The 14,613-nt window shown below is 62.1% G+C and carries 13 protein-coding genes; 5 read left to right on the forward strand and 8 right to left on the reverse strand.

The window, feature by feature from the left end; translation table 11 throughout:
- Positions 1 to 17: 17 nt before the first annotated feature.
- The 6 genes from modB to J4G12_06515 are packed head-to-tail and all read right to left on the reverse strand — an operon-like array spanning position 18 to position 7,635.
- Entirely contained in the window at positions 18 to 1,574 is a 1,557-nt protein-coding gene (modB, locus tag J4G12_06490; GenBank protein MCE2455456.1) for a molybdate ABC transporter permease subunit, read from the reverse strand.
- Positions 1,568 to 2,692, reverse strand: coding sequence for a hypothetical protein (locus J4G12_06495; GenBank protein ID MCE2455457.1), 1,125 nt, complete (start codon positions 2,690 to 2,692; stop codon positions 1,568 to 1,570). The genes modB and J4G12_06495 overlap by 7 nt, the downstream gene beginning before the upstream one ends.
- Before the next feature lie 14 nt (positions 2,693 to 2,706).
- Positions 2,707 to 3,630, reverse strand: a complete 924-nt coding sequence (locus tag J4G12_06500) for a hypothetical protein (protein MCE2455458.1) — start codon at positions 3,628 to 3,630, stop codon at positions 2,707 to 2,709.
- Positions 3,627 to 5,048, reverse strand: coding sequence for a sigma-54-dependent Fis family transcriptional regulator (locus J4G12_06505; GenBank protein ID MCE2455459.1), 1,422 nt, complete (start codon positions 5,046 to 5,048; stop codon positions 3,627 to 3,629). The genes J4G12_06500 and J4G12_06505 overlap by 4 nt, the downstream gene beginning before the upstream one ends.
- Entirely contained in the window at positions 5,041 to 6,621 is a 1,581-nt protein-coding gene (locus J4G12_06510) for a HAMP domain-containing histidine kinase (GenBank protein MCE2455460.1), read from the reverse strand. The genes J4G12_06505 and J4G12_06510 overlap by 8 nt, the downstream gene beginning before the upstream one ends.
- Before the next feature lie 27 nt (positions 6,622 to 6,648).
- Positions 6,649 to 7,635, reverse strand: coding sequence for a hypothetical protein (locus J4G12_06515; protein ID MCE2455461.1), 987 nt, complete (start codon positions 7,633 to 7,635; stop codon positions 6,649 to 6,651).
- A 38-nt stretch (positions 7,636 to 7,673) separates the two neighbouring features.
- On the opposite strand from J4G12_06515, the gene pyrE reads away from it, so the two are divergent.
- Positions 7,674 to 8,225, forward strand: a complete 552-nt coding sequence (gene pyrE / locus J4G12_06520; protein MCE2455462.1) for an orotate phosphoribosyltransferase — start codon at positions 7,674 to 7,676, stop codon at positions 8,223 to 8,225.
- A gap of 26 nt (positions 8,226 to 8,251) precedes the next feature.
- On the opposite strand, the gene dnaN is transcribed toward pyrE, so the two are convergent.
- Positions 8,252 to 9,361 (reverse strand): DNA polymerase III subunit beta, encoded by a 1,110-nt coding sequence (gene dnaN / locus J4G12_06525; protein MCE2455463.1) that lies wholly within the window; start codon positions 9,359 to 9,361, stop codon positions 8,252 to 8,254.
- Positions 9,362 to 9,619: 258 nt separating this feature from the next.
- Positions 9,620 to 11,017 carry a chromosomal replication initiator protein DnaA gene (gene dnaA, locus J4G12_06530; protein MCE2455464.1) on the reverse strand — a complete coding sequence of 466 codons (1,398 nt, stop codon included), beginning with the start codon at positions 11,015 to 11,017 and terminating at the stop codon, positions 9,620 to 9,622.
- 454 nt (positions 11,018 to 11,471) lie between these two features.
- On the opposite strand from dnaA, the gene rpmH reads away from it, so the two are divergent.
- The 4 genes from rpmH (at position 11,472) to yidC (ending at position 14,331) form a co-directional block, all read left to right on the forward strand.
- Positions 11,472 to 11,624: a 50S ribosomal protein L34 gene (gene rpmH / locus J4G12_06535; GenBank protein ID MCE2455465.1), complete on the forward strand. Its 153-nt coding sequence runs from the start codon at positions 11,472 to 11,474 to the stop codon at positions 11,622 to 11,624.
- Positions 11,625 to 11,820: 196 nt separating this feature from the next.
- Positions 11,821 to 12,150, forward strand: a complete 330-nt coding sequence (locus J4G12_06540; protein ID MCE2455466.1) for a ribonuclease P protein component — start codon at positions 11,821 to 11,823, stop codon at positions 12,148 to 12,150.
- Complete coding sequence (gene yidD, locus J4G12_06545) at positions 12,132 to 12,458, forward strand: membrane protein insertion efficiency factor YidD (GenBank protein ID MCE2455467.1); 327 nt, start codon at positions 12,132 to 12,134, stop codon at positions 12,456 to 12,458. The genes J4G12_06540 and yidD overlap by 19 nt, the downstream gene beginning before the upstream one ends.
- Before the next feature lie 118 nt (positions 12,459 to 12,576).
- Positions 12,577 to 14,331 carry a membrane protein insertase YidC gene (gene yidC / locus J4G12_06550; GenBank protein ID MCE2455468.1) on the forward strand — a complete coding sequence of 585 codons (1,755 nt, stop codon included), beginning with the start codon at positions 12,577 to 12,579 and terminating at the stop codon, positions 14,329 to 14,331.
- Positions 14,332 to 14,613 lie beyond the last annotated feature (282 nt).

The following is a 14,613-nucleotide window of genomic DNA, read 5'->3' on the forward strand; positions in this document are numbered from 1 at the left end:
CGTCAGGAACGAGACGATCAGAACCTGTCAACCTGCTCCATCCTTAAGCGTTGACGCCGGGAGAGCGCCTCGAACGCCACCAGAGCCACGAGAGAGACGGTCACGCTCGCCGTCACCAATGTCCAGATGCGCCAGTTTTCGCCGGGAGACTCGAGCAACGTGTAGACGGCGAGAGCGACGGTCCTGGTCGAGCCTTCCACATTGCCCGCAAGCACCACCGTCGCCCCGAATTCTCCGAGGGCGCGTGCGAAGGCGAGTAGAGCTCCTGCTGCGATCCCCGGTAGAGCGAGAGGGAGAGAGACCCGGTAGAACGTTCGTACCGGGGGTAACCCCAAGGTTGCGGCCAGCTCCTCGTATCGGGAGTCAACCGCCTCGAACGCGTTTCTGACCGAGAACACGTATAGCGGCATCCCCACGACGAGCGCTGCGAGCACCGCCCCCAACAAGGTGAAGGGCACGGGCAGGCTCAGGTCCGTCAGCAGACTGCCCAGCGGCGCGTTGGCTCCGAATAGGCTCAGGAGCAGGAATCCGGTGATTACCGGCGGCACCACGAGCGGGGACATCACCATCGTGGAAAGGATCGTCTTGCCCCTGAACGATCTGCGGGCGAAGAGCCAGCCCAGTGCAACCGCCACCGGCGTGGCGGCGAGAGTGGCGAGGAGGGCGACCAGAACCGAGATGCGCACCGCGGACCAGATCGATGGCGCGAACACTCCGGGATCGCTCGCCTCCTCCCGGGACCTGAAGTACGAAGACGACCGCCCGTCGCCCGGAAGGAACCCGGCATCCGCCAAAATTCCCTGAGCCTCTTCGGAAGAAAGAAAGTCGACGAAATCCCGGGCTGCGGGCGTCGTGCCCCTGATCGGGGCGGCGAAGTACCCGATCCGCTCGTGCGAGTCGGACGGGAAGACGAATGCTGTGACGACGTCGGGGTGGCTCGCGGCGTCGGTCCCGTAAACGACGGCGAGAGCCACTTCGCCTCGCGCCGCCCACTGGAGGGCCGACCTGACCGAATTGGCGCTTACCACCCGCGCCGACACCTCCGGCCAGACACCTGCGGCGGCCAAGGCCGTTCGGGCGTAGCGTCCGCCGGGCACGTTCTCGCCGGCGAGGGCGATCCGGTCGAGGTCGAGGAGGGCGCTCGGGCCCGCAGGCACGGCCTCCGCGGCGGACGGCACCACCGCCGTCAAGGTGTTGCCCGCTATTCGCGCGACGGAGGTCCCGTCCACCCTTCCTCGGTCTTCCAACCAGAACAGCCACTCCCGGTCAGCGCCGACGAAAACCGAAACCGCAGGATTCCGCTCCACCTGCCGTGCCAATCGCGAGCTCGCCCCGAAAGAGAGTCGTACGGTAGGGCGCCTTCCTGATCTCTCCCAGCTCTCGGCCACCACGGGAAGCACGTCGGCGAGAGAGGCGGCTGCCAGAACCAGCAGGACCTCGTCTTCGCTATCACGCGTCTGGCAGACGGCCTGGGCCGGGAGCGCGCCGAAGGCCGATTCTGCAGCCAGAAGAACGCACAGCGTCACGACGACCCCTGCCGGCGAGCCTGCGTTCGGCGGTCTACCCCCTACCAAGGCGGGCGATAGTCGAGCGCGATCGAGATCCCGAAGCTGCTGAAGTAGTCACCGCTGAAATCGGTCTCCGCCCGTGCCCATTCGAGCTGCAATCGGGCGTCGAGCGACTGCGCCACCTGTCTGCTGACTCCCAGCCAGACCTCGGAACGGTTGTCCGCTTCCTCGCCAGGCACAAGACGGGTGAACCCCGTGTCATGAGTGTAGGTCTTGTCAGCTAATTTGGCAAGGGCCTGAAGCGAGTATTCTCCCGGCAGCGGAAGTTGGACGTAGGCCTCGATGAGCACGGCGTTGTACTCGGGTCGTCTCGTGTTGGACCGATTGGCGATCCCTTCGATGTTGCCCCTCAAGAAGATGTCGCCTCGGTTTCCCTGCCAGAGGAAGCCGCCCCGGTAGGAGTGGTCGCGTCGGAACGGGTCGTCGTCGTAGAAGCTCTCCTGGCGTCGATACTCCGAGTGGTCGTAGCGCATGTGCAGCCTGAACATCGATCCGTCCGTCGTTCCGTTGTTCTTCGTCAGGCTCACCTCCGTTCCCACCTCCCTCCTGTCGAGAAGGTCCAGTTGCGAGAAATACGTCGGCGCACCGTAATTCGCGTCCTGCAGATCCAACCGCACGCTCAGGGTGACGTCGCGCTGGGTTCTGAAGGAAATCTGGGTCGATCCGGAGCTCCGCAGGTAGCCTGGCTGCAGGAAGAGCGGCATGGGCGGCCGGTCCCATATCGAGCGGCCGTCGACACCTAGGTTGAACGACAGAACCGAGCGGCCTATCTGCTGCCAGTAGGATGCCTCGGAGCGGCCGCTCCACTCGGTCGGAGCGTAGTCTCTGGTCACGAACCCGTAAGCCGAAATCTGACGGAGGTCGCCGTTTGCGAATAAGCTGAGACCTCGGCGATCGGACCGGATAAGGTCGAGAGTCCAGCGGGCTCCGACCTCGGAGGCTACCGCGACGGCCTGCTCGGCCGAGTCCGAAAGCGGCGCGTTGACCGCCCGCAGGTTGCCTCTGTAAACGCCAACGGAGGTCTCCAGCCTCAGGACCGCGTCTCTGAGTTCCTGGGCGTGGAGACCGGAAGCTCCGCCGACCGCAAGCGTGGCTAGCGCGGCAGCCCGTGCCAGACCCGTCATCAACGTCGGTATCCTCATACGGGGTCGCCGCCAAGAGACTCGAAGTACTCCGCTCGCTCCATGATCCTTGTTCGGAAATCCTCCAGGATAGCTATCTGGTCGCGGAGGTCCGCGATGCGTTCCTCGATGGTCTGGGGAGCGCCGGCGACGGAAGCGCTGTCGGCCACCGGCGGCTCGCCGGTCTGGCGTCCCACGCCCGGTGGGAAAGGTATCCTGCCGAATCGGTCCGTGTCGGCCAGGAAGTCTTCCCTTTGCCTTTCCTGGCGCTGCCTTACCACGAGCGCGTTGAGATCCGAGTTCATATCGTCAAGTAGCTTGTCGGCTTCCTGGGCGAGCCGTCTGCACAGGCTGGCCTTGTATCGCCACTCGTCCGGTCCGTCGCGCGGATCGTCCTCAACCACCTCAAGCTCGCTCATCAACGAACGCCCCGCCTCGGGCAGATCGACCGCTTCCAGTCGGGTTATGCGCTCTTCGATCAGACGGTAGTCCTCCCGATAGCTCTCCAAATTCCCACCCTTTTCAACACTCTCCATGCTGTCCAATATGGCTCCCTGCCAGTGCCAGAGAGCCTGGACGAGGTCGTCATGGGCCCGAACCAGGGAGTCTTCCGCCTCCGCCAGCCTCGCCAGACGTTGGGACATCTCGCGTCCGGGTTCGAGAGCCGCGATGTATGCGGCCTGCCGGCGACCATCGTCGCCGCTCGCGCGCGATCCTTCGAGGGTCATGAGCGCCCTGGTGTAGAGTTGGTTCACGGCATCGAGAGAATCCCGGGCCGCCACGTGGGACGCCACGGCCGCATCGTACCGGTCCTGAGCCGTGTTGACCAGGATTTCGGGATTGGAAAGCCCTTGCTGGGCCTGAACCGCCCTACCCCTTGCCGGCAACGCGACGACCCAGAGGGCCGCGCAAAAAAACATCGCCGGAAGGGTTCTGGTCACGTCGTCTCCAGACCGTATTTATCGACCTTGTAGCGAAGGCTGCTCGGCTTGAGGCCCAGAAGGCGAGCGGCTTTCGACTTCACGCCGCCGGTCGTCTCGAGCGCCAAGCGGACGATCTCCTCTTCGAAAACTTCGAGGGTATCGCTGAGGTCGATCCTCCTCCCCTGCGTCACCAGCGAGCGTATCGATCCGAAAGTATCCGAACCCTCGGTGGCGGAGATAGGTGCGATCGTCCCGAGGTGGGGAACATCCTCTGTCTTTAGATCCTCGCCGTCGGCCAGTACCAGAGCCGTCTGTACGACGTTCTCGAGCTCGCGCACGTTTCCCGGCCAGTCGTATCCGGTCAGGATGCGTAGAGCGTTCTTGCTCACCGCGCGGACCCGGGTTCCGGTGGCCACCCGAAACTTGTCGATGAAGTGATCGACCAGCGGCGGGATGTCGGTGATCCGCTCGCGCAAAGGCGGGACCGTGGTGGTGATTACGTGAAGCCTGTAGAAGAGATCGTCTCTGAACGAGCCTCCGAGCAGATCTTCCGGCGGAACGTTCGTGGCGGCAATGATGCGGACGTCGACCTTGATCGCCTTCTCGCCTCCAACCCTCTCCACCTCGCGTTCCTGGAGCACGCGCAGGAGGCGTATCTGGGTCTGCTCGGGAAGCGTTCCTATCTCGTCGAGGAAGAGAGTTCCTCCGTGTGCAAGCTCGAAACGTCCGCGGCGGCGCTTGTCCGCGCCGGTGAAGGCTCCTTTTTCGTGGCCGAAGAGTTCCGACTCCAGGAGGGTCTCGGTCAGGGCACCGCAATGCACCGCTATAAACTTCGCGTCCCGGCGGTTGGAGGCGGCGTGAATGGCCCTGGCGACGAGCTCCTTTCCAGTCCCGGATTCCCCGTAGATGGTGATGGTCGAATCGGTAGGTCCCACGCGTTCTATCCATCTGAACACATTGAGCATGGCGTCCGAGTCGCCCACGATTTCACCGTACCGGGGAAGGTCCCCGCCCCGCAGCTCCAGGTTCTCGACCCGCAAACGCTGGTTTTCCCGCAAGAGACGTTTTCGTTCGGCGGCGTCGCGCAGCAGGCGGTCGACCTTGATAGCGAACTCCTCAGGTTTGAAGCTCTTTTCGATGAAATCGGCGGCACCCAGTCGCATGGCCTCAACGACGCGCTGAATGCTGCCGTGAGCCGAGATCATCATCACTTCCGTTTGCGGATCCTGCTCCTTTATCCGCTTGAGCACCTCGATCCCGTCCATGTGAGCCATCTTGAGATCGGTGATGACGAGGTCGGCTTCCTCTTCCTCCAGGAGTCCCAGCCCTTCCTTTCCGCTGGCAGCCACTCTAGTTCGATGGCCCTTGCGCCTTAGGAGAAGCTCCAAACCCTCCCGCATGCCCCTGCTGTCGTCAATGATGATTATTTCAGCCATCCATGTCATCCCGGTGCCTGTAGGTTATCGCGCCGGAGGGATCCTCCAGGCTTCTGAGGAAAACTCTGAAGTGAGCTCCTTCGGTCGCTTCCAGAAGAGTTACCCTGCCACCGTTCGCTTCGGCCAGCTTGCGCACTATGGCCAGTCCCAACCCCGCTCCCTGTTCCTTGTCCGTGACGAAGGGGTCGAAAATGCGTTCGCGCAGATGGCCGGGGACTCCCGGTCCGTTGTCCACCACCGATATGACGATCTCGCCCCTCTCCGTGTGAACCGACAGGCGCACTTCGTCGGCGACCTGTGAGGCGTTACGGAGTAGGTTGAGCACGATACGTTTGACGTGGTCGCTCGCCGCACGAGCCATCTGGGGGTTCGGAGACAAATTCTCGACCAGCTTTCCACCGGTCTCGGCCATCTCCGCTTCCACGAGTTCGCTCGCTTCTCTCATGGGGATACGAACGTCCACGACTTCGTTTCCCGTCTCGTCAAGAGGGCGCGCGTAGACGAGGAACTCGTTGACCACCCGGCTCAGCGTAGCGGTCTCCTCTCGAGCTCGGGCAAGCAGACGCCTTCGTTCAACCGGGTCCTCGGTGTCGTAGGCGGCTGCGAGAAAAAGTTCCAGCCCCCCGAGCGGGTTGCGAATCTCATGGGCCACCTGGGCCGGCATCAAACGCAGGTTCTCGTCACGCTCCAATATCCCTTGACGCATGCGCTCCATGGCCCTCGACAGGCGTCCCAGTTCCAGCGTTCTCTCCTGAGCCACGGGTTCTCGCATGAGTCCTCGGTGGATGCGGATGGCGGCTCGGCTCAGGCGCTCGAGGGGTCTCGCGACGCCCGTTGCCACGATGTTGGCGAGGATCGCCGCTAGAACCACGGCGATGGCGCAACCCAGAAGGAGATTGCGACCCAGCCGATCGAGCGGCTCCTCGTAGTCGGCGGGCATCAGGACCGCAAGCACAATGTCGCTGTAGCTGCCGTCGGAGTTCTTCAACGCCGCGAATCCCCAGTTGTAAGGCCCTCCCGAGCGCTGGAAGAACCCCCCGTCGGGATGTTCGAAGGAGAGGGGCGTGGCGGCGTGTCCGGTGACGCGGGCCTCCTCGATCTCCTGTCGATACAGCAGGTTGAATTCCGCAACGGGGGCCCCGATCGGAACCTCGTCCAACGGCAGGGTCGATACCACGACGGTCTCGGTGAGGGTGATTGGGTCGGGGCGGAGCAGGAACGCGGCCGAGGCCTGAATCGCCGGATGGACCTCGAGCTCCTTCAGCCGCTCCTGAACGAACGCCCCTTGCCCTTCGAACCCAGGGCGGAGCAGAGAGACGAGCGAGGGTTGGAGACCGGTGGCGATGGCAGCCGCCGCCACTCTCCCGGCACCCCGGTTGAGCTCGGCTCGCAGGGATCTGTCGGCTTCGTCCCAGGCATACCACGTCCCGCCCAGGGTGAGGAGCACCACGAAGAGGAAAAGTCCGATGACGTAGCGCCACCGAAGAGACGCGGCGAGGCCGAGGTTCAGCCTTACGCGGGAGGCTAACCTGCGCCTCAGAACCGAAACGCCCTTAAGGCCGAGCTTTCGCAAGACGCCGGACTTTCCCCGCCGGACTCCTCAGTCGTCACAGGTGACGTATTCCGTTGGGAGCATGACGAATTCGTGCGGGCCCGCGGTACGCGGAGCCACCACCGCGCGGTAGGGGAAGTTGATGGAAGAGTGTGGTGAGCAGAAGTCGCCGGGCACCCGCTCCACCATCTGAGCCACTGTGCCGCCTGCCGTCTGGAAGATGTTGCGCACGTGCACAGTTTGTCCGGCTTCCTTGCGCTCGCCCACGAGCGCGGCTATGACGTAGTCCCGGTCGAAAAAAACCACCGGCGGCGTGCCGTCCATTCCTATGGAGCGCCAGAACCTTAACCATTCGCTCTCGCTCTCGATCAGCCTCGAGGTGGTTGCGGCGGCGCCGGCGTTTTCTCCACTGGCCAAGGTTCCGAACGGTATGCTGCCGTAGTAGGGGCTGCGGTAGTCCGCTCCCACCGTGGCGTCGCGCACCTGGATTCCGGCAGCGACCAGGCGTGTGGCGGTGTATTGGGGGCCCGCGCCGCGTTCGGTCATCGTGGAGAGCGAACCGGAGACGCATTGCTGCCAGCTCCGGGACAGGTTCCGGTCGGCGTCGAAAATGTTGACCTTGATCGCCGTTCGCGTGGTCCCGCAATCGTGGCTGATGCCTTCCGGCAAACCGGGAATGAAGATCGCAACTCCGGGAGCCTCGTGCAGACGAACGATGAGCTCGGCGTACTTGGGGGAGAGCCGCGAAGGATCTCCCACGCTCCCGATAGTGCTCGAGTCGCCGACCCGTCCTTCGTAGCGGATCTCCTCATGGAGAATCCACTCTCCTGAAGTTTTCCACGTCAAGCTTTGGTTGAAGCCGCCCTCGCCCACGAGAAGCGGGGTCGCCAGAAAAATCTCGATGTGGCCGATCTGTCCGAAACGCTCGGCCGGTGGCGGAACGACCTCGCCGTCGCAGGCGCTCGCCAGCACGACCGAAACCGCGCCCAAGGCGATGACGCGAGCCCCGATGGCACCCGGAGGACCCGTTTTCATATTAGCTTCGCTTCGTGAACAGCTTCGACCCGACGCATATCCAAACCCTCAAGCACCTCCTCGTGTCTCGCTCGGTGATTCTAGGTGAGATTACCCTTGCGAGCGGCCTACGTTCTGATTTCTACGTGGATGCGCGGAGAACCACGATGTCGGCTGCGGGACAGGAGGCCATGGGCAGGGTGGGTTGCGGTTTCCTCAAGAGTCTGTCGGAACCGGCGGAGCTCGTGGGCGGCTTGACCATGGGAGCCGATCCCATCGCCTACGCCATCGCTCACCGGTGCGCGCTCGAAGGACTCGCCGTGGACGCCTTCTCCGTGAGGAAGAGCGTCAAAGCTCACGGAACGCACAGGCGTGTCGAGGGACCTGTCCGTAAAGGGATGCGCGCCTTGGTGGTGGAGGACTGCGTCACCACCGGAGGCAGCGCCCTCTCCGCTGTACGCGCCCTCCGTGAGTTCGGGATAACCGTCAGCGACGTATTCGCGCTCGTGGACCGGTCCGAAGGACGTGGGCGGGAAAGGCTTCGCCAGGAAAGGCTCAGCTTGACATCTCTCTTCACGGGGCCCGACTTGGCCGACGCGGCGCGGGGCTGACGAGAAGGGGTACCGGACAGCTCCTGCTAATCCAAAAGCCTTAGCGGCATCACCAGACAGAGATAGTCGGAATCGTCGTCATCCTGTTCGACGGGCCGCATCACGACCGCCCTTTCCGGACTTTGGAAGGTGAAGAGCACGTCGTCTCCCGACATGTGCGAGAGCGCTTCCTTGAGGTAGTTGGCGTTGAAGCCGATGGCCATCTCGGCGCCGTCGTATTCGATTTCGACCTCGTCGACCGCCCGTCCGAGATCCGGCGAAGACGCCTCGGCGACGAGCCTCGATTCGGTGAAGGTGACCCTGATCCGGTTGGCGTCCGAGGTAATCGGCGAGATCCTCGCTATCGCGGTGACGAGCTCTTTTTTCGGAATCGTGGCGGCGTGGTCGCCCGTCTGCGGGATGACCTGCCGGTAGTTGGGGTATCGGCCTTCGATCAACCGGGTGTAGACCTCGGTTTGATCCATGCGAAAGGCGAGATAGTTCTCGTTTCGGGCGACATCGACCGTTCCCGAGCCTTGGAACAGGGTTCTTGCGCTCTTGAGCGCCAAAGGAGGGACGATCAGATCGACTCCGACCTCGTCAGTGATGTCGATCGTTCTCCCGTAAGCCGCGAGCCGGTGCCCGTCGGTAGCTACCATCTTCATGGAACGATTCTTGAGTTCCCACAGCACGCCGTTCAGTATCGGCCGAGAATCCTCTGTCGAGACAGCGTAGGAGGTACGATCGATGAGCTCGACCAGCGCACTCCGGTGGATGGTCCAAGGCGTGTCGAAGTCTACCTTGGGGAGATTCGGGAAATCGGCAGCCGGCATGCCGTTCAGGGTGAAGCTCGCCTTGCCGCAGGTGAGATGGAGCCGGTCCTCCTCCACATGGATTTCGACGGTGGACGGCCCGAGATTCCGAACCACCGCTCTCAACGTCGCGCCGGGAAGAGTTGTGCTGCCCTGCGTTTGGATTTCCGCCGGCACCTCGGTCCTGATCCAGGCGTCCAGATCGGTTGAACTCATGCGCAGCCCGGTCTCCGTGGTTTCCACGAGAACGTTCGACAGAATGGGCAACGCGGAGCGGCTGGGTATGGTGCCTGCTACGCGAGTCAGGCAGGTATCGAGATTGCTGCGAGTTATCGAGAGCTTCATGAGCGGTGGTTGGGAGGTGGTGATGCCGTGGCTGTTCTTCTACTGGTAATCTTTAAATAAAACCTCGTAGAAGCAGTAGGAGCCGTGCAAAAGTGGAAAACCGGAGTCGCGGGGGTCCGAAAACTCATGATGGATCGGTGTTTCCGACCCGCGGCGCCGAAGTTCACAAGGCTGCCGAAAAGGACGAACGTTCCACAAAGGCGCATGCAACAAGCCGCGAAGCTGTGCATGAGGTGTTGAAAACAGGGCTTTTGCACATCACGTGTGGATAACCCCGTCGATAACCGTGGAAAGGCGTTGAAGCGAGCCACGGAAGACCACGTCGGCTTCGGCCATCTTGTCGATCTTGCGGATAGAGTGCAGAACCGTCGAATGGTTGCGGTTTCCGAAGAATTTTCCGATGCTGACGAGAGACTCCGACGTGTGCTGCTTGATAAGGTACATGGCGACCTGACGGGCTTCGACCACGTTCTTTTTTCGACTGCTGGAGGTCACCATGTCGAGACCGATTCCATATTGGGCGCACACGGCTCGGGCAAGCCGCTCGGGTGATGCGGGAGCGATGGCCTTTCCGGCGGGATTTCCCTGAAAAACCGTGCTGGAGAGGTTCGAGCGAGCCATATCGAGACTGATGTCCTTCTTCTCGGTGATGGAGCACGCCATCAACTTGTGATAGGCGCCTTGGAGGTGGCGGACCGAGGAGGTGCAGCGCTCGGCGATGAAGTTGATCACGTCCTCACTCAGCGGGACTCCGTCTTCGTCGGCCTTCATGCGGAGAATGGCGACGCGGGTCTCGAACTCGGGCGGTTTCACGTCGGCCACCAGTCCCATGACGAATCTCGACACGAGGCGTTCTTCGAGGCCGTCGAGCTCTTGCGGCGGCCTGTCGCTGGTAATCACGATCTGGCGGTTGGAATCGTAGAGATCGTTGAATGTGTGGAAGAATTCCTCCTGAGTGCGCTCCTTGCCGGCCAGAAAATGGATATCGTCGATCAGCAGGACAAACGACTTCAGGAGGCGTTTGCGAAGCTCGGGCATCGTCCCGCGGCGGATGCCGCCGATGACCTCGTTGACGAAGTCGACGCACCTGAGATAGAGAACAGGTCTTCGGCCGCCGCTCTCCATGATGAAGTGGTTGCCGATGGCGTGCATGAGGTGCGTCTTGCCGAGACCGACTCCGCCGTAGACGAAGAGCGGGTTGTACGAACGACCGGGTCTCTCGGCCACGGCGATCGCGGCGGCCTTGGCGAGCCTGGCGTTCGGACCGGCGACGAATCTATCGAACACGTAGTAATCGTTCAGATCGGACGACGCGGCGGTGGGGCGACCACCTTCGCCGCCGACCGGCCTTCGGTCTACGGAAGAGGGGTCGGTGCTCGCCTCGATCGGGGGTTCCTGGTCTTCCGGGTATCTTTCGGAGCTAGCGGAAAGCGGAGGGGTCAGCGATAGTCCTGCGGCTACCGAGGCCTCGACTCGGAGGGGACGGCCGAGCACAGCTGTGATCGCATCGACCAGGAGCGAGAAGAAGCTTCTCTCCAGCCACTCCAAATGGAAGCTGGTACGAGCTTGGATGAAGATCGCGTCATCGGTGAGATCGACCGGTCTGCAGGACTCGATCCAGGTGGCGTACGACGTGGCGGCTACACGTGATCTCACATGTTTCTTGACTTCCCCCCAGAGCTTATCGGCGGCTTCCGGACCGTGAGTGGGTGAACGACGGACGCCATGCGAGGATGGCGGCGGTGAGGGGTCGGCCATGGGCGGGAGGCTGAGCGACGGAAGAGGGACGGAGAGAGCCGCAGGAGGGGGTACGGCGCACCTTGGTGAAGAGGGGCAAGGTAAAGGCGACTCACCGCGCGTGCAAGGCCGTCTTTCCGCGGTTGCAATCCGGGTGGGGAAGAGGGTGTTCGTCCGTGACCTAACGGTCGCCGCCGCCGCCCGAGGAGGTTTAGGTGCGTCTAGGGACGGGTGTCCCTACGGAGGACGGCGGAGCTTGCGAGCAGGTGGCCTTGACCGATCGGAGGAGGAAACGCTAGCTTTCGCCTTACTTGATCCGGAGGGGGGGTGGTTCGACCCCCGTCACCGCCGCCGCAACAGACAAGGAAGCATCATGGGCCCGACATATCGTCCGCGCAATCGGAAACGAGTGAACAAGCACGGATTCCGAGCGAGAATGAAGACGACGGGCGGAAGAAAGACCCTCAACAGGCGGCGCAGGCGTGGCCGCGCGCGGCTGGTCGTAAAAATCGGCAACAAGTCCTGAATCTGATCTTCCGGTAGTCGCTAGGGGTCCTGAAGAGCCCGGTCCAGCCTGTGGCATGCCGCACCAGGCTGTGGAAACGCAAGGAACTAACGGCGTGCGAAGTGCATCAGTTCTTTCGAGACGTGCTTCTCTCGAAGGAAGCGCCTCGGAGGTGTCGACAAGGGTGGCAGAAGGTTTTCCGCGACGGAGACGTATAATGAAGCGGCTCGAGATCGAAAACCTGCTCATGAGGGGCCGGAAGAGGAAGGGGTCGCGAGTCGAACTCTTCGTGCTGCCTTCCGCCGGTACGATCTCCAGATTCGGAACCATCGTGCCCAAGTACGGCCACGACATCGTGGAAAGGAACCTCTTGAAGAGAAGACTGCGCGAGATCGGTAGAAGGCGATTGCTGACCAGGTGCGACGAACTCGGCCTGGCGGTCGACGTGCTGGCCAGGACTCGTAAAAACGCATACGGGGCCACGTTCGAAGCTCTGCTTGCGGACGTGACCGGAGCCATGGGACCGGAATGGATCCGGGCCGGTTAGCCGAGCGGGTGCTTATCGCCGGGGTGAGGTTGTATCGACTTGCGCTTGGTCCGTTCAGAATAAGCCTTTGTCGTTTCACTCCCAGCTGCTCCACCTACGCCATCGAATCTCTGCGAGAGCATGGAGCCGTGCGAGGAAGCTGGTTGACGATCAAACGACTCTCTCGCTGCCGGCCTTTCGGCGGACACGGTTTCGATCCGGTGCCTGAGGGAGCCGCAGCCTGCCCACGGACCAACCTCACAAGGCGTTCGAAGGGCTCCGCATCCACGTCGGACCGGTGCGCTCCCAGGCGCTCTTCGGGCGAATAACGGTGCTGTTCACCTCCGTCGCGGCTTGCTTGTTCGGCCCTTCGTCGCTATCGGAGCTTGCCCGAGATTGTCCGAGGGCTGCCAAGGAACAACAACCTGCAAAGGAAAACGCTCCGAGATGAGAACGGAACTGCGCATTTTACTTGCCATCAGCCTCGTATTGCTGGTAATGGTGGGCTCTAACCTGCTCTTCCCGCCACCGCCGCCGCCCGAGGGCCCCGATACACCGATGGAAGTCTTAGACGAGACAGGAGTCGAGGGGCAGCGTGGCGATACCGACACCTCGGAAGAGATCTCGATCCCGGAAGCGTTCATCGAGAGAGATCCGGTCGAGTTCGAGCAGATCATCCCTACCGCCCGGGAAGAGGCTCCAGGACGTGAGGTGGTCGTGGAGGGTCCTCTCTACCGTCTTCGGTTCTCCAATGAAGGTGCGCTGCTCGAAGGGGTGGAGCTGACGGGATATCCCGATCTAAGCCAAGGCGGCTTCGTGCAACTGATACCGGAGTGGAGCGCCGGCTGGCTGGGAAGAATGCTCACGGCCGGTTCCGATACGTTGGACCTCTCGGGAGAGACGTTTCACGTGGAACCTGCCGGGGGACTTGACCTGGTTACGGATCCCGATAACAACCGTCTTCGCTTCGCGTACGTGCACGAAAGCGGTTTCCAGTTCATCGTCGAGTATACGTTCGACCCCGATTCTTACGAAATGGAGGTGGACGGCACCGCCGGTCTTCCCGACCGTCCTTTGGATCGAGGGGTGGTTGTAACCGGCATTGGGTCGGGGCTCGCGGTGGTGGAGGCGGATTCGGCCGGCGATGAGCGAATGTCGGCGTTCGTGAGCCGGGACGGAGCAGGGGCTATCAGGTCGACGCCTATCAGCGGCGCCGACGCGGAGGTCGTGAACGGTCCGCTCGACTGGGTGGGGGTCCGCAATCGCTTCTTCGCCCTCGGGATCTTCGGCGAAACCGGAGAAACGGGCGCCGTCGATCACCTGGGCCAACTATCGGTGGAAGCGCGCGTGGGAGGCGGGGTGACGCTGAACGTTTCCCAGGAGCTCGGACCAGGCGGCCACTTCGGACATTCTCTATACCTGGGACCGCAGGATCAGGATATGCTCGAGGAGGTCGGGCGGAGCTTCAACCAGGTCAATCCCGTTGGGTGGAGCTTCCTGCGACCCATAATTCGACCCTTCGCCTCGATCGTGCTGAAGGTGCTGGTCTTCCTACACGACACGGCCGGGTTGAGCTACGGTCTTGCGCTCGTCGTGTTCGGGATCGCGATGCGCATCGTTCTCTGGCCGCTCAACCACAAGGCCATGCAGTCGCAGCTACGAAACATGGCCGTGCAGCCGTTGGTGCAGGAGATCCAGGCGAAGTACAAGAACGACAAGAAGAAGCAGCAGGAAGAGATGATGAAGCTCTACAAGGAGCACGGCTTCAATCCGCTTGGGGGTTGCGTTCCGATGCTGCTTCCTTGGCCCGTTCTGATCGCTCTCTTCTTCGTTTTTCAGAACACGATCGAACTGCGGGGGGTCCCTTTCCTTTGGCTTCCAGACTTGGCGGGACCTGATCCCTACTACGTTCTCCCTTTGCTTCTCGGGGTTTCGATGTGGGTTCTTCAATGGGTGAGCCTCCGCAGCATCGACAACCCGAACCCAACCATGAAGATGATGATGTGGATGATGCCGATCATGATGATGGTGATGTTCATCTGGTTCGGATGGGCGAGCGGACTCTCTCTCTACTACCTGACGGCGAATTTGGCGACTCTCCCTCAGCAGATTTACGTTGCCAACCAGCGAAAGAACATGAGAGGCAAACCTCCGCCAGTCAGAAGAAAAGGGCGTTTCAGCGCTCTCCGAGCTGGAAGCTGAAAGCCGTTCAAATCGTTGTAAGCCCGGCTACACGGAAAGCCTTGTTGACCGAAGACCGGCCCGTGAACGAACCTTCCACTGCGGCGAGGCTCTTCGTTTTTATAGACGCCTGGGCGAGATTACCGACGGCGGTTGGGGGTCTACCGGTGTGTTCGCGAGGATGTCACGGTGTCGAGCAGTGAGTCCCGGGTGTCGTGACATGTTTCACGTGGAACAATCCAACCGAATCCGTGTGCTAGCCCTATGAAAGGCATGGGCGTCCGGCGATAGGTCGAGCGCGAC

This window comes from Gemmatimonadota bacterium, assembly GCA_021295815.1.
Classification (GTDB): domain Bacteria; phylum Gemmatimonadota; class Gemmatimonadetes; order Longimicrobiales; family Gaopeijiaceae; genus JAGWBQ01.